This window comes from Nitrospirota bacterium, from assembly GCA_004296885.1.
Classification (GTDB): Bacteria; Nitrospirota; Nitrospiria; order Nitrospirales; family Nitrospiraceae; genus SYGV01.
The window spans coordinates 14,346-36,147 of the sequence record SCVN01000003.1; the positions used below are offsets into that span (position 1 = coordinate 14,346).

A 21,802-nucleotide genomic window follows, 5' to 3' on the forward strand; every position below is an offset into this window, starting at 1 on the left:
TGAGTTATTACGCAAGTCTGCTTAGTGCACACCGGCGCCGGCCCGGTCGCGAGTATCGGTTTCCCGCACCATCCAACGCTCCTCAGCCTACGTCGGAACTGGGTGTGCCGAGCCCGGCGGCCGGCGGCGGATCAAGCCGCAGGGGAGGCTCCGTCACCACGGGCAATCGGACGAGAAACGTCGCGCCTTGCCCTTCCTCCGATTCGACCTGCACCGTGCCATGCAACATCATCAAGTTGGATCGGACGATCCAGAGCCCCAGGCCGGTTCCCTCCCCTGGCGGCTTCGTGGTGAAGAACGGTTCAAACAGCTTGTTCCGCAGTTCCGGCGGGATGCCCGGCCCGTCGTCCTGGATTCTGACTTCTATCCAGTCGCCTTCGGCGGCCGACGCGGAAACGGGGAAACGCGGCGACGCGGCGCTCTCCGTCTCGCCCCTTCCCCGTGTCTCCGTGTCTCCGTGTCCCGTATCGGCCGACGCGGCGACGCGGCGAGGGGGAGACGCGGCGATCTCCGCGTCCCCCGGTCCCCGTGTCCCCGTGTCGGTAACAAGCTGCACACTCACCGTCAGCGTCCCTCGGCCACGAGTCTTCTCCATCGCCTCGATGGCATTCCTCATGAGTTGGAGAAAGATATCATCGAGCAGCGCCGGGTCGGCCTCGATGTCCGGAAGGTCCTGTGGGTATGCGGCAGCCACCTGGATATGCTTCCGCTCGAGTTCCTCGCCAAGACGGTCCAACGTGCGCTTCACCGCCGCCATGACCGAACTGCGCCCCTGATTCGGCAACACCGGTCCGGCCAGATGCAGGAACTGCTGGACGATGGCGGCCAGACGTTTAGCGGTTTCCTGCGTCTTGTGGATGTCGGCCATGACCGCATCGTAATGGTATCGTTGCGCCGTGTCCTCGAGCAGTCGCTGTTGTCCCATCAGGATGAAGAGGGGGTTTTTGAGTTGATGGGCGATGCCGCCCAGCACTTGTGTGAGCGCGGAGAGGCGATCAAACTGCCGCATCTGCGTCTCCAGATTTTTGCGCTCCGCCAGATCGATCATCATGCCAAGATAGCCGACCACCTCGTTGGAGACATTGCGCAAAAGGGATACCGAGAGTTCCACCGAGACGATTCTCCCGTCTTTCGTCACGCGTTTCGTGTCCAGAATGCGCACGAACTTCTCCTGCCTGGCTCGATCCATGATTGATTGCAGCTCGTCCCGCTTCGATTCCGGCACGGTCGGCAAAGGCCGCCCCAGCACTTCCTGCTCGGTCCATCCGAACAGGGCTTCGCATGCCGGATTCCACAAGACCACGTGGCCGGCGGCGTCGAGGATATTGATGCCGATGGGGGCGCTGCGGACGAGCGCCTGGAGCTTGGCCAGCGTTTCTGCGAGGGCCGCCTCGGTCTTCTTCCGTTCGACGAACTGCGCGACGCTCTGCGCCACGTTGTGCATGGCCTGGAGCACGTTCTCGGACAGAGGTTTCCTGGCGAACATGGCCATCACGCCCAGCATGCGGCCCTCCAACAGCAGGGGGTACCCGGCAAAGGCCACCATGCCTTCCCGCTTGGCCCAGTCCTGCTGAGGGACACGGGGGTCTCCGATCACGTTGTTCGTCAAGTGGGGCTTTTGCTCCTGGGCGATGAGCCCGATCTTGAACTGGCCGACGGGAATCCGGTAATGAGCCCCCTCCAGATTGGTATACAAGCCGGCGCTGGCACGCATCACCAGCTCCGTTCCGGAGGGATCGAGCATCCAGACGCGGGCGAATGCCCCGTCCAGATAGCGGACCATCGCCTCGGTGCATCCTTGGAGCCCGCCGGCGAGGGAGCCTGATGCCGCCAGTGTTTCTGCGATGGCGGCCGCAAAGGCCTTCAACCGGACCTGTTCCATGAGCTGTTCCTGATCCCGCTTGCGCTCGGTGATGTCGCGCACGGCGGCTTGCAGCACCGGCTTTCCCCGCCGCTCGTACCGGCTGAGCAACACGTCTGCCGGGAACAGGGAACCATCCAGCCGTCGGTGCAGCCACTCGAAGAACTGCGTGCCTTGCTCGTAGGCCTTCGCGATCCGGTCCTTGGCGCCAACAAGAGATTCGCCGCCGTCAGGCTGCGTAGGAGGCGACAGTTGCCACGGAGGGACGCCGATGAGTTGCGCTTTCGAAGCAGCACCGAATAATTGCACCGCGGCCGCATTGCAGTCGAAGAACCCCTGGTGATCCAATAACAGGAGGGCGTCGCGCGAGGAGTCAAACAACGCGCGGTATTGTTCTTCGGAATCCCGCAGCGCCGCCTCCGCCCGCTTGTGCTCCGTAATGTCAGCCATAATCCCCAAGATGCCGGAGATGTTGCCGTTGACATCGTGTAGCGGCGCCGTGGATAAGCTGATCTCCACCGGGGAGCCATCTTTCTTCCGGCGGACAACCTCAACGTTGGAGAAGGCTTCGTTCCGGAGGACGCGCGTGCGCAACGCACGAGATTCCTCCAGCTTGTCGGGCGGGATGAACGGCATCGGACCTTCCAAGACTTCTGCTTCGCCCCACCCGAAAATCCGCTCCAAAGCCGGATTCCACATCTTGACCAGCCCATCACGATCGATCACCAGCACGCCGAGCGGCGAGGCCTGAATGATTGCGTGGAGCGCATCGTTCGAGGATCGTAGTGCCTCCGCCACCCGCTTGCGCTCAGCGACCTCTCCCTGAAGTGCTCCGTTCAGACGATTCATCTCCGTGTTTCGCTCCTTGAGGTCTCTCAAGAGGTTCTGCACGTTGTCGGACTGTTCGACAACGCATTGTTCCTGCACCTCCAATAATTGCTCCAATGCAGAGATCGTGGATCGCAGTTGGGCCACGTCCTGTTGTTCCTCCCTCTTCATTGTGAAGTCCTTTCGGGAGTCACCTTGGATGGTCCGTCTTGGTGGAATACACGATCTTTATCGAACGGCAAAATCGCTGTCTTGACGCTCAAGGAGAGCGTCCGAAACATATTGGCCGTTTCGGTGGGAATGGAAACTTTGCTGAACATGATGACGGAAAAGAGTCGCCCGGAAGGGAGCAGGCCACCAAAACCGAGGCAGGAACAAATCCCGTATGGGATAACGAACTCTTTCTGGGCGGGAATATAGGGGCTGCCTCGTGCATTGGGCACATGGAACACGTTATAGCTCCTCTGCTCAGCCTCCAATATCAAATCCGGCGCCGGGGACAATATTGTGGCTATATCTAGTCCCGATTGTTTGATGAGTTGAGCGATCATCGGTGCCTGCTCCACAACGGCCTTGCTGACCAACGGGATAGCCTGGTGTCCCATGGAATGTCGGACGGAATTCCACTCCGCCTTTTCTCCCACGGTTGCCAGCAAGGCGAGGCACGTGACATCTTGCAGATGTGGATTCTGCCCAAGGCGGCGCGCGAATCCCTGGCGATCGTTGCTGAGCTGACCGTAATTGCAGGTGACGAAGAATCGCACCAGCGCACAAGCCTTGTCATCTGAATTGGCTATGACGAACTCATTGTATAAGTAGCTCACGATGGAGGATGCCACTTCCTCCATGTCGGCAGCAGTTTTCCCGGCCTTCCGGACCCAGCCACTGCAAAGCGCCATGTCCTTCAGGGTAAAATTTGTGAGGTCGTAAGGCATCGGGTACCTCGCAAGCGTACAGCCGCCTAACACTCCTTCATCCGGCCTGGGTTATAAGACCCTGTGCTCTCGGAACAACAGCACGGGGGAGGACGGGCGCTGGAGCGCGGCCCGTGGGGCACTGCCCAGCAGAAACCGCGTCGCACCACGGGCACCTTTTTTCGCCTCCACGCCAGCGCCCTGCTTTCCATGTCCGCCGCCGTCGACGATAAGGCTGACCCTTCGCCTGGATCTCATATCTCTGGGTCTCACCCAGAGCTGGAGCCAGGACACAGCAGAAGAAGCAAGAGAAATGCCCAGAGAAACAAAGAGTTTGCTTGTGACGTTCTCCAGTGTTTTCACGAGTATGAGAGGTCAGGCTATGTATGCTCGATAAGGCTGCTAAGTATGACCAAGCGCCCAGCTTGGCACTGTCGCCTTTAGCTACAGTTAGTCCTGCACAGTAAGTCGCATAATGGACCAGACCAAGGGCCATGGGCCGCCACTCATGCTCCGTTCGAACTTGCACTGAGTCTGATCGCCGATGCCCGCTTGTTGCCTACCGAAGCACCAGCACCGGGCAGGGGGTCCGGTGCAGGACCGTATGCGACGCGCTGCCCAGCAAAAACCGCGTGGCGCCCTTGCGGCCGCGGGAGCCCATCAGGATCAGGTCCGGTTTGGTCGCCCCGGCCCAGCCGATGATGGCATGGCCCGGATCGCCCAAGGTCACCGAGCCGGAGGCCTTGTACCCTTGCTTGGCGAGCTTCGCCGCGATGCCGTCTACGAAGTCCCTCGCGCTCGCAACGGCCTTTTCCTTCAGCGCCTCCGAATCCGAAATTCCCACCGGCCACAGAGGGGAGGCAAAGGGCAGGATCGTCAGGACGTTCACCTCGACCGGCTCCTTGAACGGTTTGGTCGCCAGAAACTTCTCGGCCTTCTCCGCATCCGCTGGCCCCTCCACCGGCACCAGGACGGTACGCAGTTCCTTCATCGGCCGGTTGACCACCAGCGTGGGGCAGGGGGCCTGCGTGACGATGCGGTGCGACACGCTGCCGAGCAGCACTTCCTGCACGGGCCCCAGGCCGCGCGCGCCGAGCACGACCAATCCCACCCGCTCCGCTTTGGCCACATCTAGGATCACGTCGGCCGGATGTCCGACTTCCATCCGTTTGGTCGGCGCCCCCGTGTTGAAGGGCAGGATCGAAACGGTGCGGTCCAGCAACCGCTGGCCGTCCTCTTTCATGGCCCGTTCCACCGTCGTGTAGAGCTCCTGCGAGACTTCCGGCATCATCATGGGATAGGCTGGCTCCGGGACGTTCACCGCATGGAGCACGATCAACTGCTCGGCCGGCGCGAAATGGCTCAACGCCCGCGCCGCCTCGAACGATTGATCCGATCCGTCCACCGCGAGTAGGATTTTCATACGGCCTCCTTAGTTCATTGGCAATTGCCAGAATTGTCGAGTGCCAGAATTTATTGATTGCCACGATTGAAGAATTGCCAGGATGAAGCATCGCCGAGATTGAAGGATTGCCATGAGTAACGGACTCGGACAATTTTGGCAATCCTGGCAATCGCTCAATCGTCAATTCTTCCGAATCGTCAATTCCGATCAATTCATCGCCAGTCTCCCGTCAGGTAGAACGGCGCCCAATAAAAGGGGTCGCCGAACCGTTCCGTCGTCAGCATCGCCACCTGCGCCTGTTGCAGCGCCTCGTCCTTGGGCATCGTGCGAAGATTCTTGTAGAACGTCTCCATCAGCTTGGCCGTGGAGAGATCGCTCACGCTCCAGAGACTGGCGACGATCGAGGGGGCGCCGGCGTAGATGAAGGCCCGGGTCATGCCGATCACCTCGTCGCCGGATGTCGCCACCCCCAACCCCGTCTGGCAGGCGCTCAGCGTGACCAGGGAGGGGTGCAGGTCGAGCGCAAAGATTTCGCTCGCGGCCAGGCGGCCGTCGTCCCGTGTCTGGCCGTCCGCGGCCAGCCGCAAGCCGGAATAGAGCGGGTCCAGTTCGCTGAACTCGGCGTGGCTGGCAAAATGCAGCACATCATAGTTGCCGCTTTCCTTCTTGGCCGCCGCTTTGGTCGCCGCGGCCCGCAGGCGAACGGTGGGGGAGGGGTAGAGGGCCGCCAGCGCCTCCACTTCCGCCTGGGCATAGGGGAGGTCCAGTTCGGGGTTGCCGAGGTCCGGATTGCCGAAAGCCAGCAGCGTGCTCCCTCTCGGGTGGGCCTTGGCGAGGGCATACTGGAGCACCGACGCGCTGGGCGCCATAAACAGCGGATAGTCCTGGATCAGGTACCGGTCTCCCGATGAGAGGGCCTGAAAGGGGAGATAGTGGAGGCTGTCGTAAGGCACAAGTCCCACCCGTTTCCCGTGGATGGACGATTGCACCGGCGCGATGAGCAGCGCATAGAGCTCCCGCGCCGGCGCCTGCTGCGCCGCCCGGTCCCGCGCGGTGATCGCATCGCGGAGTCGCTTGACCTTGGCCGTCAATTCCACCCGACCCACCGGCACGGTCCGCACCGAGATGGCCTTGGCTTCGACGACCCAGATGTAGAGACGGCTGTCCGCGGGATAGTATTCCAGGAGCGTCACGTCCGGCGGCAGCGAACGACGGAGCTCTTCGTACGTCAACGCCGCCGGGCTGATCAACGAGGCCAGTTCCGGCTCCTCCCGTTTGATCTTCAACACGATGCCCCGATACTGTTCCGTGAGTTGTTGCGTCGCTCCGCGCAGGCCCGGGTCGCCGGAGCCGTCCGGCCTGTTCGACTGCGGCGCCGCCGCTTCCATGCGCTCCCGCCGGCTTGCCTGTGCGAACAGGTCTCCGGCCGACGCCCGGAGCGCCTGTTCCTCTTGCAGCAATGCCCCCTTCCGGAACCGCAGGTCCTTGGTCGCCAACAGATCCATCAAACCCCGCGCCTTGGCCCGTTCAAGCGCCTCGAAGCCGGCCTCGGCCCCGTGGAGTTCCGTCGCCAGCTGGATCAGCTCGCCGTAGATCCGCTGCTTGTTGGCTTGGAACAGGCGCTTGTTGAAGTCCGTCTCGAGCAAGGACCGGATCGAGTCCAGATTGTCGGCCGCCCCGAGATAATTCCGGTAGGCTTCCTCCTTCAGCAAGGCGATCAGATCCTTCAGCCCGGCGGTCGCAGCCGGGACGTCCTTCGCCGCCTCCAGCTTGTTCAGGGTTTGCGTGAAGCGGGCCGAGGTGTCTGCGTCCAGGAGCCCGCGCAAGGCTTCGGTCTTCCCCGCATAGCGGGCGAACAACTCCCGCTTCATCGTCTCCCCCTTGGCCGGATCGGTGCTCGCCGCCAAGGCGGGAAGTTGCGCGTCGAGCCGGCGGGCGTCCTTCACGAGTTCCTCGGCGAATTTCGACCGGATGTGCCACTTCAACTCCTCCAGCCCGCCCGCTTCCACGCGCGCCAGGGTCGTCTTCAGCAGGTCCGCGCCTTTCCGGTAGTCGCCTTCCAGCACATAGGAATAGGCCGTCAGCCCTTCGGCCACCACGTCGCCGAAGTTCAGCCGCGCTCGCTTGAAATGTTCGCGGGACCGTTCGATAAGGGCCCGCCCTTTGGCCAGCTCGCCGAGGTTGATGTAGGCATCGCCCACCATTAAGGTGACCCAGCCGAACCCCTCGGCATAGCTGATCTGCTCCCGCTCCGGCGCCAGCAGCACGGCCGGTGCGATATCGGTGAAGTGCTGGATCGCCTTCTCCCCCTGACGGATGGTGGCGTTGAAGTCGCCGCGGAAATAGTAGATGGTGGTTTTTCCACCTTCGGCTGAGGTCACGCCTTTGAGCAGGATGACGTCGGGCGGCAGGCCCGGGTTCTTCATGGCTGCGTCAATCACCGCCTCGCGGTCTTTCCCCCGGAACAGATGTGCGCGACGATCGGACAGGAGGGTCAGCGCCTGGTCTGCGTCCGCCAGCCCCCGGTCGTAGCTGCCGAGCCTGGCTTCCACGGCGCTGAGCCGCGCATAGGTCACCGACGCAAAGTCCTCCTGCGGCGCGAGCGAGGCTGACTCCCTGAGCAGACGGATCGCTTCGGCATACCGGCCCAGGTCCGCCGACATCCAGCCCAACTGGCTCAGCCCGCGGGCCGCCTCGTCTTTATTGCCGGCAGTCTTGGCCTGGGCGATCACGTCCCGGAACGCCGCTCCGGCCTGTCCGTAGTCTCCGTCGAAATAGAACCGATCGGCCCGGTTGAAGGCGTCGGAGTACCGGGGATCCGGCTTGAACCCGCCGCCCGTCATCGTGGCCGCGACCGCATACCTGCCCGACGCCGTATAGGCAGCCAGGAGGTCGTCCCCCTGCACCTCCACGCCGATCTTGGCGAAGGCGGCTTTGGCCGTCGCCAACCGCTCCTGCTCCTTGGCCTGATTGCCCTGGTTGCGGTAGGCCCGGCTCACGGCGGCCGCGGCGACGCCTTGCCCCCGGTAGAACTCCGGCTTCTCTCCGGATGGGGCCATGGTCACGAGGAATGAGAGGGACTCGAACTGTTGCAACGCCCGGTCGCCGATGTCGATCGCGCGCTGATCCTCCCCGAGCAGGAAATACGACACCGCTGCCGCGGATTCCGCCATCGTCACCGTCTTGATCATTTCGACATCGGGCGGATACCCGTGGTGCGCGATGGCGTAGTCGAGGACGGCGGTCCGATCGTCGATTCCGGCCCGTCCCTTCCACTTCTCCGCGGTGAGCGCCAGCGCCTTCTCCGCCGACTCGACCCCCTGCCGGTAATTGCCCGACTTGGACTGGATGACGGACAGCCGCGCATAGTGGAAAGCGGGATCGAGGCCGCTCCCCTCGGCGAGGGCGATGGCCTGCTTGGTTTCCCGCTCGGCTTCGTCGAAGCGCATGCCTTCCGCCTCGGCCCAGGCCAGCAGGCTGCGGACCTCGATGATCGCCCGAGGATCGCCCTTCTGTTCGGCTTCCCGGACCGCCTCGGTCAAGACGCGGATGGACTCGTCGTAGCGCCGGTCGAAGAGGAGGGCTTCGCCTTCGCGATGCTTGGCGGAATAGTGCGGGCCGCCGCAGGCGACCAGGAGTATGACGATTGCCAGAATTGCCACGATTGACGATGGCCAGAATTGACGAGTAGACGGAATTGACGATTGAGGAATTGCGCAAGATTGAGTGATTATCGGATTCCGACAATCTTGGCAATCATGGCAATTTTCAATTCTGGCAATCATGGCAATCGTCAATTCCTTTGAATCGTCACTCTCTTTCCTGCGTCGTGAGCTGGATCACGGCTTCGGCCAACTCCTGGCCGCCGCCGTGGCCGCCTGATCCGGTCGTCGGCGCTTTGGCCTTCAGTTCGATCCCGCGCACGCCGCCCCGAATGTCCTTGAGGTACTGACGGGCATCGGCCGTGGCCTGGCTTTCCGTTAGTTCCCGTCCGAAAGGCTGGGTAGCGGCCAGGGCCTTGATCGCTTCGGCGCCGAAGGGAGCCTTGACCAGAAATTCATAGGGGCTGTCGGGACCGCCGAAGGCGTAGGTCTGTCCGGCGCGGATCAGCGCCTGCTGGGCGAAGAGGTTCGGCACCAGGTGCACCACCTCGCTGTTGGCCTGGTAATAGTCCAGCTTGAGATAGGTGTCCCGCTCGCTCCAGACGTAGATGACCAGCCGCTCGCCCTCGCGAAAGGCCGCCGGCTCCTTGTTGGTCCAGACTTTCAGGCGAAAGGCCGAGGGGCCGCTCAGCAGCGGCACTTGGGCCGCCTTGGCCGTTTCCTTGGCATTCACCCGCTGGTTGATCAGCGCGGCCACGTCGGCCGGATCCAACTGGGCCGTGATCGCGACGCACATCTTGCGGCCTTCCTGCTCCTCTTTCAGGATCTTCATGTTGCGCAGCGACGCACGGCTCAGGCTTTTGATGACGTCTTCGGTGAGCTGATAGTTGGACACCGTGGTCGAGGACTCGACGAACACCCGATGGCTTTCGATCGCCCGTTGCTTGGCCAGGCCCAGGGCCATGGTTTTCGCTTCGAGCAGACTCTCCCGGTCCCCGTACTGGTAACAGGCGTCCCCGTTGACGGTCTCCAGGCTCGCGGCCTCGACCGGACCGCCCGCGAGCAGCGCGCAGGCGATCACGACGAACACGATCCAACCTCTGTACCCTGCAAGCATCGAGCCCCTCCCTTCTTCGCTATCGGCCATCAGCGTTCAGCGCTTCTTGACTCGACGGGGAGACGCGGCGACGCGGAGATACGGCGACCTCGTTTCCCCGTGTCGCTCTTCTTCCGCATCTTCCGGTCCCCGTGTCGCCCCCTCATCCCTTCTTCGCGTCATTCGTACCGCAACGCGTCGATCGGATTCAGCCGCGAAGCCTTGTTGGCCGGGTACAAGCCGAAGAAAATGCCGACCCCCACCGAGAACAGGAACGCGATCGCCACCGCCTGCGGCGAGACGATGATCGGCCAGCCGGCGATGGTCGTGGCCAGGCGCGCGCCCAGGATGCCCGCGAACACGCCGACGATCCCGCCCAGCGTGCTGAGAATCACCGCTTCCACGAGAAACTGCAACAGGATGTGCCGGCGTTTGGCCCCCACCGCCATCCGGATGCCGATCTCGTGCGTCCGCTCCGTGACCGAGACCAGCAGAATGTTCATGATGCCGATGCCGCCCACGAGCAGCGAGATCGAGGCGACGCTGAGCAGCATCAGCATCATGGTGCGGCTTGCCCCGGCCAGGGTCTTGGCGATGTCCTCCATGGTCCGGATCGTAAAATCGTCCTCCTCGGCCGGCTGCAGCCGATGCCGCACCCGCAGCAGGTCCTTGATCTCCGGCACCACCGTGGCCGCCTGCTCCCGCTTGGCGGTCGCCACAAGAATCACCCCCACCGTCCCCAGGAACTTGGTGCCCAGCACCTTGCGCTCCGCCGTCGAAAAGGGGATGACCACGGTGTCGTCCTGATCCTGGCCCGTCAGGGTTTGCCCCTTCGGCACCAGCAGGCCGATCACGCGGAGCGGCACGTTCTTGATCCGGATCTGCGCGCCGATGACCTCTTCGCCTCGCTCGAAGAGGTTCTCCGCGGCGGTCTTGCCGAGGACCGCCACCTTGGCGCCGTTGTCTTCGTCCGACTGGGTGAAGAAAGTCCCCTCGGCCACCGGCCAGTCCCGAATCTCCGAGAAGGTCTCGTTCGCGCCGAGCACGACGGTGCTCCAGTTCTTGTTTTCGTGCACGACCTGGAGCACGGCGCGGGTGACATAGGTGACGGCGGAGACCCCGTCGATTTTTTTCTCGATGTCCCGCGCGTCGCCGACCGTCAGCGTGGACATGCCCCCCAACCCGCTGCGCACGCCGCTGACCGTAGTGGCGCCGGGGATCACGATGAGCACGTTCGTGCCCAGGCCGGCGATCTGCGACTGGACCGAGGCGGTGGCGCCTTGCCCCAGACTCACCATCGCCACCACCGCCCCCACGCCGATGATGATGCCGAGCATCGTGAGTCCCGCCCGCAAGGGATTGCGGGCCAGCACGCGAAACGCCACCTGGATGGTCATCAACAGGAATTGCATGATTGGATCATTGACGATTGCCAGAATTGCCATGAGTGCCAGAATCGCCGAGATTGAAGGATTGCCATGAGTGACGGATTCTGACAATCTTGGCAATCGACAATTCTGCGCAATTCATCAATCGTCAATTCTTTTTTCACCGCATCTGCGGCCCCATGCCGAAGCCGGGCGGCAGATTCTTCTGGTCCTTCCCTTCCGATGCCTCCAGGCCGACGATCACGGCATCGCCCTGCCGGACCTGTCCCTCCAGCACCTCGGTGAACTGCGCGTCCGCGATGCCGATCTTGAGGGAGGCGGCCTGCGGCCGGCCCTGGCTGTCGAGCAGCCACACGTCCGTTTTCTTTTTTTCGATGGGCGTCCCGACCGGCTTGAACCGCAGCGCCGCGTTGGGCACGCGCAAGGCCTCGTCCTTCCGGGCCGTCACGATCGAAACGTTCGCCGTCATGCCGGGCTTGAGCTTGAGGGCGCGGTTGTCCACCTCGATCACCACATCGTAGGTCACCACGTTCTGAATGCTGATCGGGGCGTTCCGGACCTGGGTCACGCGTCCCGTAAACGGTTCCTTAGGGTAGGCGTCCACGGTAAAACTGGCCTCCTTCCCCTCGGCCACGCCGCCGATATCCGATTCGCTCACGTTGGCGTCCACCTGCATTTTGGTCAGGTCCTGGGCGATGACGAAGAGCGTGGGGGCCTGCAGGCTGGCCGCCACGGTCTGCCCGACGTCCACATTGCGCGACACGACGATCCCCTTGACCGGCGAATAGATCGTGGTATAGCCCAAATCCAGCTCGGCGTTGGACAGGGCTGCTTGGGCTTGATCCAACTGAGCCTGGACGATCTCCACCTGCGCCTCTGCGTCGCGAAAGTTGGTCTTGGCCAGGTCCAGGTCCGCTTGGGTCACAAACTCCTGCCGGCGCAGGATCGTCATGCGATCCAGCTCGAGCTTGCGCTGAGCCAGGGCTGTCTGGGCCTTGACCAGCGCGCCGTTGGCGTTTCGCAGGGACGCCCGAGCCTGACTGACGCGCGATTGAAAGATCGCCGGGTCGATCTGCGCGATGACCTGCCCTTGCGTCACCTCCGAGTTGAAATCCGCATAGAGCATTTTGATCTTCCCGCTCACCTGGCTGCCCACTTGTACGGAGATCACAGGGTTGACCGTCCCGGTGGCGGTCACGAAGGCGCTGATGGGACCCCGGTCGACGAGCGACGTCTTGTAGCGAATCGGTTGGTCATCCGACGCCAGCCACCACCAGAGGGCAAGGCCGGCAAAAATCCCCATGCCGGCGATCGAGAGCAGCACCCCCCATCGGAGACGTTTACGCAGAGGCGGTCGAGGCGCAGGGGAGACAGGGAGGGGACGAAGCGGCTCCGCCGCCGGCACGAGTTCCGACTGCGTGACGACCGGCCCCCCGGTTTCCGGAAGGAGGCCATCCGCCGCCGATGTCTTGTCCTCGGGATGCATTCTTACCGTACCCTTCTCCATCTCCCATGAGGAGAGAGCAAGACAAGTGCCGAGACTCGCGGCGTTCGGATCGCATAAAACCTAACAGATTAAAGAACTTAGACGTGCGGCCCCACGGACCGAATCGGGGCTTCGACAGATTGAGGAGAATTGCCCCAGACCAAGGCCCGCGGCTGCGGCAGAGCGGGGCAGAACCATATTGACGATTGACGAATGCGCAGAATTGTCGATTGCCAAAAATATTGATTGCCAGGAATTGGGTGATTGCCAAGATTGTCAGAGTCCGTCACTCATGGCAATTCTGGCAATCATTCAATTGTCAATTCTTCCGAGGTGTCGCAGAAACCACCGCTTGGCGAGATCGGCCACTTGTTCGAGCGTGCCCGGTTCCTCGAACAGATGTGTGGCGTCCGGCACGATCACGAGTTGCTTCGGACAAGTCAGCAGGGCCAGGGCCTCTTCGTTCATCCGGATCACCGGTCCGTCCTCGCCGCCGACGATCAGGAGGGTCGGAGCCAGGACGTCGGGCAGGAACGGCGCGGCCAGATCGGGCCGCCCGCCGCGCGAGACGACCGCGGTCACCGACTCGGGCGCGCGGGCCGCAGCCTGGAGCGCAGCCCCGGCTCCGGTGCTGGCCCCGAAATAGCCGAGCGGCAGATCTTTCGTGGCCGGATTGCGGGCCAGCCAGTCCGTGGCGACCATCAGCCGGTCGGCGAGCAGATCGATATCGAAGACCTTCCGCCGGTCGTCGGCCTCCTCGTCCATCAGCAGATCGAGCAGCAGCGTGGCGAGGCCTCCTTCCATGAGCGTCCGCGCGACGAATCGGTTGCGCGGGCTCAGCCGCCCGCTGCCGCTCCCATGCGCAAACAAGACGACGCCTGTGGGCTTCTCCGGAAGACCCAGGTCGCCCGCCAACCGGACCGTGTCCGCCGCGATGGTCACCGAATGCATGTTGAAGGGATGAGTCATGGAGATTGTCGTCGGCAGTCTTTTCCTACCGAGAGACGCGGTGACGGGGAGACACGGTGACGCGGCGATCTCCGTGTCGCCCCCTCGCCCCTTCTCCGCGTCCCCCCATCTCCGTGTCCCCGTGTCTCTTTTCCCGCTCCGCGTCAGGTTACGAAGAGGTCACAGCAGCGCCGTGGCGATGCTGAGATAGATGCCCACGCTGAGAATGTCCTGGAGGACCGTCGCGATCGGCCCGCTGGCCAGCGCCGGGTCCGCCCCCAGCCGCACAAACCCCAGGGGGAGCAGGCTTGCCATCAGAGTGGCCACGAGGGCCGTGACCGCCAGCGTGATCCCCACCACGGCCGCCAACAATCCGCGTCCATCGAAGACCAGCAGTCCTGCTGCCGCCATCCCCCCGACCGTCCCTCCGATCAGCAGGCCCAGCCATCCTTCCCGCAGCAGTTGCGCGGCGAGCGGCACCTTGCCGTAGGCGAGGGATCGCACGAGGACCGTTTCGGTCTGGGTCCCGACCGCGTCGGCCATGTAGACCACGAGCGGCAGGAAGAACGCGAGCACAATTTCCCGCTCCAGGGCCGCTTCGAACAGGCTGGCCACTCCGGCGGCCAGCCACCCCCCGCCCAATCCCAGGACCAGCCAGGGCATCCGGGCTTTGAACGACTCGATGATGCCGTCCTGTTTGGTGGAAAGCGGATGGGCCGGGTCGACCCCTGCCATATGCAGCAGATCGTCCATGTGTTCCTGGTGAAGCTGCGCCAGCAGGTGGCCGATGGGAATGGCGCCGATGAGTCTGCGCCGGGCATCGACCACGGCCACGTCCGCATCGTGCCGCTCGACCGCGGTCAACGCCACGGATTCCGCATTGTCTTCCGGATGGACTTCCACCGGCGGGTCGCCGCGCAACCCGTCGAGTCGATCGCCTGGCTCGGCGAGAATCAGCGCTTCGATAGGGACCTGGCCGACCAGCCGAGATTGATCGTCAACCAGGTAGAGATGGCCGGCTTCCTCGGAGCGGGACCGACGGATGGCCGCCAGGGCCGCTCCCACCGTATCGGTCGGATGCGCCCGCGGCACCGCTTGGGTCATCAGGTCGGCGGCTGTCGGCATAGGCGATTGTGGTTGGATCGTGACCGCAATCCGTGGGCCGTGTCTTCACACACCCAGCGGGACCGATTCGGCGATCCTGGACGGCCGCCGCTTCAGCCGCCGGATGAAACGGGTCAGGCGAGAACCTTGCGCAAGCCGGTGTTGGGCTATGCCCGGCTCGATCACCTCCCCGCAACTCACGCAGCGCCAGGCCCGCAGCCACAGGGGTCCGCTACTGAGCTGCATGTCCGTGAAATGGTCCACCACCATGAGTCCGCGGCAACGTGGGCAGCGCATCGTCCTTCCTCCAGCTCAAGCATTGACGATTGCCAGGATTGGGTGATTGCCACGATTGATGATTACACGGAATTGACGATTGACGGATTCCGATAATCTTGGCAATTCTTCCAAATCGTCAATCTTGGCAATCCTCCGATCCCTTCAGTGGCATTCGGTCGGACAGAACAGCACGAAGTAGATCACGATGACGACACCGAGCAGCACCGCGCCGAGCAGCCACCATTGCGCACGCGTCATCTTGTCCTCCCCGTCGACTTCGCTCCCGGCCCTGTCGCCATAAAGGGATGAGCAAAAGTGGTGCCACTCGAAAACGATGCATGCAGAACGATGAATGATGCACGAACGGACTCACATTCCCCCATTCCACATTCATCATTCATCGTTTCTCGTTGGGTGATTGTGGTCTAACGCTACAGGGCCATCTTTCCGACTGTAGCAGGACTCCCCCGGCAGGGGACGAAAGTCACAAGAGCCTATAGCTGATGGCGTATGGCAGGAGAGAAAGGCCTTTGACTTCAAGCTATTAGCCATCAGCCATCGGCTCTTTGTTCTCTGCTCATCGTGGCACCACCCTTGCTCACTCTGTTGAGAGAGAGGTGCTTGTGGCCGGCAACGAACGAAAACTGTGCGTACTCTGTACGGAGCGCGACACCTGTCAGGGCAAGTATCAGATGCCCGGCGGACAGGCTTTTCACTGCCTGGAGTACCAACGGGAGGCCGCGTCCGCGTCGGCCGGACGGGGCAAGCGTAACGTACTGATCATCGGTCCGGCGGGAACGGATCGGACCAGGCTCGTCGAGGAGATCGCGCTCCGGACGGGCGCCAGGCGAAACGGCTATTACACGAAGGTGGTCAAGGACGGGCTCTTTCGGTCGCACGCGGAGTTGGTCCTCTTGTCGGACGGCGTCGCGAGGACGCTGCCTGCCGCCACTCGCGAGACAGTGGACCGGCAGCTGGTCCCGCTGCTCGAGACAGCGCTGCGGGCGGACGCGGCCGGGCTGCTCGTGCTTGATGAGGTGGGCGCCCTGCAATGCGGGTCGGCTCTGTTTCGCCGGCTGCTGGTGGATTGTTTTACCTCGGACAAGAATGTCCTCGCCACGATGAGCCTGGGCGGGCGGGATGAGGCGTTTTTGCTCTCGCTGGAGTCGCGGGCGGACGTCACGGTCCTTCCTATGAGCGACAGCTGGCGAGACAGTTTCGCAGACCTGGTTGCGTGCCTCCTGAGCGGTGATCCGGCACCACAACCCGAACCGGCCTATTAAGAGGAGACGCCATGGCAGGAACGTTGTTTCCAAAAATACTCGTGCCGGTGGATTTTTCGCCTTGCTCCGAAGAGGCCTTTCGGGTGGCTTTGTCGCTGGCCCGTGCCTATCAGTCGGAGATTGTGCTGCTGCACGTGGTGGACATGTCGGCTCTCGATCGGCTAAACCAATTGGGACTGGCCCTGCCGTCCGAAGAGGCGAAGCAGAAGAGGCGGCTTCGGCATCAGGCCCGCTTGAACGCCAGGCGGCTGCTCCGGTCGGACGAGGCAAAGGGCCTGTCCATCACCAGACTGCTCGCGGAAGGGTCGCCTTTTGTAGAGATCGCGCGAGTGGCCCGCAGCGAACAGGCCGGCCTCGTCGTCATGGGCAGTTACGGGGGGCAGGGCGGGCGGGTCGAGAAAATCTTCTTCGGCAGCACGGCGGAAAAAGTCGTGCGGACGGCCGGCTGTCCGGTCCTGTGCGTCCCCCTGCCGAGCAGACCAAAACCGATTCAACGGCCGGGTGAACGGCTCAAGGAGGCACGATGATGGAGACAACGCACGCACGACACCTTCACGCTCCGCTTTCTTCCCGCCGCCGGCTGCTCCGACTCCTGATGGTCGCGGGCCTCGTGGGGGGCTTGTTCGTTCCGGCCGGCGCACAGACCGAACAAGTTGTGGAGGTGACGATCAAGGACTCGACGTTCCTGACCAAGCAGGTGCCGCTCCAGTTGAACGTCCCCACGCTGATCCTCGTGCGCAATACCGACGACATCCGGCACGATTTCGGCTCCGCCATGTTCCAGCGCACCATGACCCGCGCGGAAATCGGCGGCGTGATTCCCTATGGGCATGGCATTGAAGGGGTCTATCTGGACCCGGGCAAGGAGGCCTCCCTTCGGTTCACGATCGAACGGCCCGGCCGTTTTGAGTTCCGATGTTCGATCCACCCGCAGATGAAAGGGGAACTGCTCCTGTTGACCGCCGGCACGGTCTGACGGGCGGCCGGACTGGCTATGGCACCGCTGATCACAAACATCCTTCTGGCGACCGACTTTTCCGATTGCGCGGCCCTGGCGCAGGACTATGCCCTGCTGTTGGCGTCCACTTGGAAGGCCGACCTGGCGATCCTCCATGTCCTGGAGTTCCAACCGGGCATGGACCCGGAGCTGCCGGTCAATCACGTGTATTTGGAACAGTTGCGCAAGGACGCGGAGCAACAATTGACAGACCTGCGCGCGCAGCTCGCCCGGCGAGGGCTGGCGGGGGAATCCCGCCACGTGACCGGCATCCCCAGCCTGCGGATTGCGCAAGAAGCCACCGAAGCCGGCGCGGACCTGGTCGTGCTCGGAACCCACGGCCGAACGGGCCTGGCCCATGTCTTGTTGGGCAGCACCGCGGAGCGGGTCATCGCCTCCGCTCCCTGCCCCGTCCTGACGGTCAGGAGGCAAAGAGAACCGGCACGGCCGCAGGCCGCGCTCCCGTCGATCAGGCGCCTGCTGGTTCCGGTGGATTTCTCCGACCATTCTCTCGAGGCGCTCGAATATGCGGCGCGGGTGGCCAAACAATTCGGCGCGGCGCTGACCCTCCTGCATGTCATAGAGCCGGTTGCGTACGGATTGGATTTCACGCTGTCGATCGGGGGGGATGCGCGGGAGACCAGAGCCGGGCTGGAGGCTCGCTTGGCGGACCTGGCCGCACCGCTCCTGGCGCAGGGATTGGCCGTGAAGCCTCTCGTGCGCGGCGGCACGCCGGCCGACTCCATCCTGGACTGGACAAGGCACCAGGCCTGTGATCTGATCGTCATGGGTACTCATGGACGGCGAGGCCTGGCGCACCTGGCCGGCGGCAGCGTCGCGGAAGCCGTGCTCCGGCGGGCTCCCTGCCCCGTCTTGACCGTCAAAAGCCCGAAGTTCAGCCCGGGGCACCAGCGGCACTAGCCCCCTTTGATTCGGTATGAGAGGACTGCATGGCCATCAAGAAGACACAGCCCAAAAAACCGGCTGCCAAGCCCGGTGCCCGCACCAAGGTCGCCCCGACACCCGGTCGGCCTCCGTCCACACCCGTCATTCCACCCGGCAATCCGCCCGGTCGTCCGATGGAGCTGCCCGACGGCATGTGGGAACGGATCGCCAGAAAGGCCTATGAATTCTGGGAGCAACGGGGCCGACGAGCAGGACACGACATGGAAGACTGGCTCGACGCGGAGACCCAGGTGATGGAAGAGATTCATGAAGCCCGCGAGTGATCCCCCGACGGCAAGGCCGGAAGCCGACGTTCCACTCGATCCGTCGCTGGCCTCATTGCTCGCTCGATTGGAGCGTGTGGCGCAGGAGCCGGGATTCCAGCTGCAACGTGCCGCCGCCCTGGGCCAAGCCCTTCGCCCCTACGCCGAATATGCGCGCATGCTCCCGATCGCGCCCCTGGCGGAAGAACTCGCGTTGGCCAACCTGTATGTCTACGCCGACTATTTCCCGACCGACGGACAGCTGTCGCTGGTCGAACAGGTGCGGGACATGATCGAGGTCCATGTTCCACAGGAAGAGCGAGCCTGGCTCGACCCGCTTCGCCATTCCTATATGGATCTGCTGGAGATCGTCTCGACGGCCGGCGAAGGGCGTCGGGGGACGTTGGCGCTGCGCTCGCTCGGCGAACGCAAGGAATTTATCGTCGAGGCGGGCCCCTTCGGCGCCACCGTGGAAGCGGGGCAAGTCCTGCTCACCCGGTTGATCCGCCTGCCGGATCGTTCCGTGCTGCCGGGCGTCGCCCTGGTGCTGTCGGCCATGGTCGCCCGCTCGATCTTTGGCGGCGCGGATGAGTGGCGGCGCGCCATGGAAGCCCAGTCCGGCACCTTCGCGCTCGGCGACTGGCAGGAATTCGCCAAGGGCTACGGACATATCCTGCTGTGGCAAGTGGCCCAGGCTCGGCTGGGGACCTTGATACTGGCCGATGAGCGGTTGCAATATCGGACGGTCCAAGGCAAGCCGCTGCTCTACGCGGTGGCCCTCTATGACCACCATGACTATCGTTTCCTGGCGCAGCAACTGGCGGAGCAGCCGGACTTACAGCCCGACGAGCGCGAAAACGGGACGGACAGCCGGACCGTCTGGACGCAGCACGAGTCCGACGACCAGGGCCGAGCCGTCATGGTCGCGCGGCTGACGCTCACCCCGACGCAACTGGTCGTCGAGGCCGATGCCAAGGCCAGGTTGGATTCCCTGAAGCATGTCCTGGCCTCGACCTGTGGGTTCTCGCTTCATTTCCGGGGAGAGAGCACCCAGCCGCCGAACCATGAGCTGCCGGCCATGGATCTCTTGATGGACACGCCCCCTTCCCGATCCCTGGTGGTCCCGCTCGAGGAAGAGCAGCGGCTCCTGAGCACCTTCTTGGAATCGATCTATTTGGAATGGGCCGAGCGGCCGGCGCCGGCCCTGGGAGGGCAGACTCCTCGCCATGCCGCGACCCACCCGCAGCAACGCGAACAGGTGGCGGCGCTCATCGAGCAACTGGAGCGTGAAGACTTGGCCCGTCGCCGGACCGGCAAGCCCGGCTACGATTACAACCGGCTGCGGGCGCATCTGGGACTGCCCGAGGTCCACGTATGAGCGAACCGGTCCTGGCAGCCATCCTGACCCGTCACCGAACCAGCCCCCCCAATATCTTGCACACCCTGTTGGAGATACAGGAGACTCTGGGTTCCGTATCGCCGGGCGCCATTCCCGAGATCGCCCGATCCCTGGACGTCACCGAAGCGGACGTGGCCGGTGTCCTGTCCTACTATCCGGAGCTGCGGACGGCCAAGCCGGGACGGCACGTGATCCGGGTCTGCTTGGGAGAATCCTGCATGGCCAACCATGGCGCCACGGTGCTGGCACGCGTGCGCGCGCACCTGAAGATCGAGGTGGGGGAGACAACCCGGGACGGCCGGTTCACGCTGGAGCGCGTCTATTGCGTCGGGAACTGCGCGGTCGGTCCCAGCCTCATGGTGGATGGAGAGGTGGTCGGCCGAGTGAGCCCGGATCAGGTCCCAGCGCTGCTGGATAGCTATCCATGAGCCGTCAGCATTCGGCTTTCAGCTTCCTGGCTGAAGGCTGACCGCTGATTGCTGAAAGCCTTTTATGACGCGCCTCTACCTTTCCAATGACACCTCGGCCCGCGCCGCCGGCACGGAACGATTGGCGCAAGCCTGGGCGAGCGCCCCTGGCCTTGAACTGGTGCGAACGTCCGCCCGCGGGGCTTTTTTCCTCGAGCCCTTGGTCGAACGAGACCTGCCCGGCGGCCGGATGGCCTGGTCCAACGCCACGCCCGATGACCTGCCGAACATCCTTGCCGGGATCGGCGGGACTCCCGTCAACCGCATTGCCTTTCTCGCCGACCAACAGCGGGTGACCTTCGCCAATTTCGGGATGACGAGACCCCTGGCGCTCGAGGACTACGGATCTCTTGGCGGATGGCAGGGACTGGAGCGGGCGGGCAGCCTTTCACCTGACGCCATTATCGGAGAGTTGAAGACCTCCCGCCTGCGCGGGCGTGGCGGGGCCGCCTTCCCGGTGTGGAGCAAATGGCAGGTCGCCAAGGACGCGGCGGCGGACCAGAAATATGTCGTCGCCAACGCGGACGAAGGCGATGCCGGCACCTATTGCGACCGGATGATCATGGAGGGTGAGCCCTTCCGCCTGATCGAAGGGATGCTGATCTGTGCGCGAGCCATCGGGGCGACGCGCGGGTTCATCTATTGTCGCCAGGAATATCCGGCGGCGGCGCGGACCTTGCGCGAGGCGATCGCCGCCGCGGAGCGGGCCGGATGGTTGACGGACGAGCGCGGTCGGTTCCATCTGGAGGTCTTCGTCGGCGCCGGATCCTACGTCTGCGGCGAGGAAACGGCGTTGCTGGAGTCATTGGAGGGACGACGGGGCGTGGTCCGGGCCAAGCCTCCTTACCCGGCCCTGTCGGGCCTCTATGGAAAGCCCACGATCGTGAGCAACGTTCTGACCTTCGCCACGGTCCCGAGCATTCTGGCCAGGGGCGGCGACTGGCATGCGTCGCTCGGCACGGAGGGGTCACGCGGCACGATGGCGCTGCAGATCGGCGGCCGGGTCAAGCAACCGGGCTTGGTGGAGATTCCCTTCGGCGCGACGCTGGCCGAGGTCATCGAGCGGTTCGGCGGCGGCATGGCTGCCGGCGCCCGCTTCAAGGCGGTGCAGATCGGCGGACCGCTGGGCAGCCTGTTTCCCGCCTCCCGCCTGGACATTCCCATCTGTTACGACGCGTTCAGCAAAGCCGGGGCGATTCTCGGGCATGGCGGGATCGTGGTCTACGACGACGGGACCGACATGGTGGAGCTGGCCCGTCATTTCATGGCCTTCACGGCCGACGAATCCTGCGGCAAATGCACGCCCTGCCGGATCGGCTCGGTGCGGAGCCGCGAAATTCTCGAGCAGCTCCAGGCGGGCCGCAGCCGGCCGGGAGACCTCGACTTGCTGGCCGATCTGGGCGAGACGATGAAAGGGGCCAGTCTTTGCGCGCTGGGCCAGCGGGCGCCCTATCCGGTCCTGACGGCGATCGAACATTTTCCGGATGAGTTCCGGTAACCGACGCGGAGAAGGGGCGAGGGGGAGACGCGGAGACCG

General features: G+C 63.7%; 18 protein-coding genes. 8 read left to right on the top strand and 10 right to left on the bottom strand.

All coding sequences use genetic code 11. The features are described from left to right. Positions 1 to 82 precede the first annotated feature (82 nt). The 10 genes from EPO61_01490 to EPO61_01535 form a co-directional block, all read right to left on the bottom strand. Complete coding sequence (locus EPO61_01490; protein TAJ10512.1) at positions 83 to 2,860, bottom strand: PAS domain S-box protein; 2,778 nt, start codon at positions 2,858 to 2,860, stop codon at positions 83 to 85. Next, entirely contained in the window at positions 2,857 to 3,624 is a 768-nt protein-coding gene (locus tag EPO61_01495) for a hypothetical protein (GenBank protein TAJ10513.1), read from the bottom strand. The genes EPO61_01490 and EPO61_01495 overlap by 4 nt, the downstream gene beginning before the upstream one ends. Positions 3,625 to 4,162: 538 nt before the next feature. Continuing rightward, on the bottom strand, positions 4,163 to 5,026 hold the full coding sequence (locus EPO61_01500) for a universal stress protein (GenBank protein ID TAJ10514.1): 864 nt from the start codon (positions 5,024 to 5,026) through the stop codon (positions 4,163 to 4,165). 194 nt (positions 5,027 to 5,220) lie between these two features. Further along, entirely contained in the window at positions 5,221 to 8,793 is a 3,573-nt protein-coding gene (locus EPO61_01505; protein TAJ10515.1) for a CHAT domain-containing protein, read from the bottom strand. A gap of 25 nt (positions 8,794 to 8,818) precedes the next feature. Beyond that, on the bottom strand, positions 8,819 to 9,757 hold the full coding sequence (locus tag EPO61_01510) for a DUF4384 domain-containing protein (GenBank protein ID TAJ10516.1): 939 nt from the start codon (positions 9,755 to 9,757) through the stop codon (positions 8,819 to 8,821). Between the two features lie 128 nt (positions 9,758 to 9,885). Then, positions 9,886 to 11,118, bottom strand: a complete 1,233-nt coding sequence (locus EPO61_01515) for an FtsX-like permease family protein (GenBank protein TAJ10680.1) — start codon at positions 11,116 to 11,118, stop codon at positions 9,886 to 9,888. A 136-nt stretch (positions 11,119 to 11,254) separates the two neighbouring features. Continuing rightward, positions 11,255 to 12,601 carry an efflux RND transporter periplasmic adaptor subunit gene (locus EPO61_01520; protein ID TAJ10517.1) on the bottom strand — a complete coding sequence of 449 codons (1,347 nt, stop codon included), beginning with the start codon at positions 12,599 to 12,601 and terminating at the stop codon, positions 11,255 to 11,257. 291 nt (positions 12,602 to 12,892) lie between these two features. After that, a complete protein-coding gene (locus EPO61_01525) occupies positions 12,893 to 13,549 on the bottom strand; it encodes an alpha/beta hydrolase (GenBank protein ID TAJ10518.1) in 657 nt (218 codons plus the stop codon). A 159-nt stretch (positions 13,550 to 13,708) separates the two neighbouring features. Continuing rightward, on the bottom strand, positions 13,709 to 14,653 hold the full coding sequence (locus EPO61_01530; GenBank protein TAJ10519.1) for a magnesium transporter: 945 nt from the start codon (positions 14,651 to 14,653) through the stop codon (positions 13,709 to 13,711). Between the two features lie 45 nt (positions 14,654 to 14,698). After that, the gene (locus tag EPO61_01535; GenBank protein TAJ10520.1) at positions 14,699 to 14,929 is read right to left on the bottom strand and encodes a hypothetical protein; all 231 of its coding nucleotides are present in this window, start codon (positions 14,927 to 14,929) and stop codon (positions 14,699 to 14,701) included. Positions 14,930 to 15,534: 605 nt separating this feature from the next. Between EPO61_01535 and EPO61_01540 the strand changes: the two genes are divergently transcribed. The 8 genes from EPO61_01540 to EPO61_01575 all read left to right on the top strand — a co-directional run bounded on the left by EPO61_01540 (position 15,535) and on the right by EPO61_01575 (position 21,763). Then, complete coding sequence (locus tag EPO61_01540; GenBank protein ID TAJ10521.1) at positions 15,535 to 16,194, top strand: hypothetical protein; 660 nt, start codon at positions 15,535 to 15,537, stop codon at positions 16,192 to 16,194. An 11-nt stretch (positions 16,195 to 16,205) separates the two neighbouring features. After that, positions 16,206 to 16,721 carry a universal stress protein gene (locus tag EPO61_01545; GenBank protein TAJ10522.1) on the top strand — a complete coding sequence of 172 codons (516 nt, stop codon included), beginning with the start codon at positions 16,206 to 16,208 and terminating at the stop codon, positions 16,719 to 16,721. 68 nt (positions 16,722 to 16,789) lie between these two features. Continuing rightward, positions 16,790 to 17,170 carry a hypothetical protein gene (locus EPO61_01550; GenBank protein TAJ10681.1) on the top strand — a complete coding sequence of 127 codons (381 nt, stop codon included), beginning with the start codon at positions 16,790 to 16,792 and terminating at the stop codon, positions 17,168 to 17,170. An 18-nt stretch (positions 17,171 to 17,188) separates the two neighbouring features. After that, entirely contained in the window at positions 17,189 to 18,112 is a 924-nt protein-coding gene (locus tag EPO61_01555) for a universal stress protein (protein TAJ10523.1), read from the top strand. 29 nt (positions 18,113 to 18,141) lie between these two features. Continuing rightward, on the top strand, positions 18,142 to 18,420 hold the full coding sequence (locus tag EPO61_01560; GenBank protein ID TAJ10524.1) for a DUF2934 domain-containing protein: 279 nt from the start codon (positions 18,142 to 18,144) through the stop codon (positions 18,418 to 18,420). Continuing rightward, positions 18,404 to 19,777: a hypothetical protein gene (locus tag EPO61_01565; protein TAJ10525.1), complete on the top strand. Its 1,374-nt coding sequence runs from the start codon at positions 18,404 to 18,406 to the stop codon at positions 19,775 to 19,777. Before EPO61_01560 ends, EPO61_01565 begins: the two co-directional genes overlap by 17 nt. Continuing rightward, entirely contained in the window at positions 19,774 to 20,226 is a 453-nt protein-coding gene (locus EPO61_01570; protein ID TAJ10526.1) for a formate dehydrogenase, read from the top strand. The genes EPO61_01565 and EPO61_01570 overlap by 4 nt, the downstream gene beginning before the upstream one ends. Positions 20,227 to 20,290: 64 nt before the next feature. Beyond that, a complete protein-coding gene (locus EPO61_01575; protein ID TAJ10527.1) occupies positions 20,291 to 21,763 on the top strand; it encodes a formate dehydrogenase in 1,473 nt (490 codons plus the stop codon). Positions 21,764 to 21,802 lie beyond the last annotated feature (39 nt).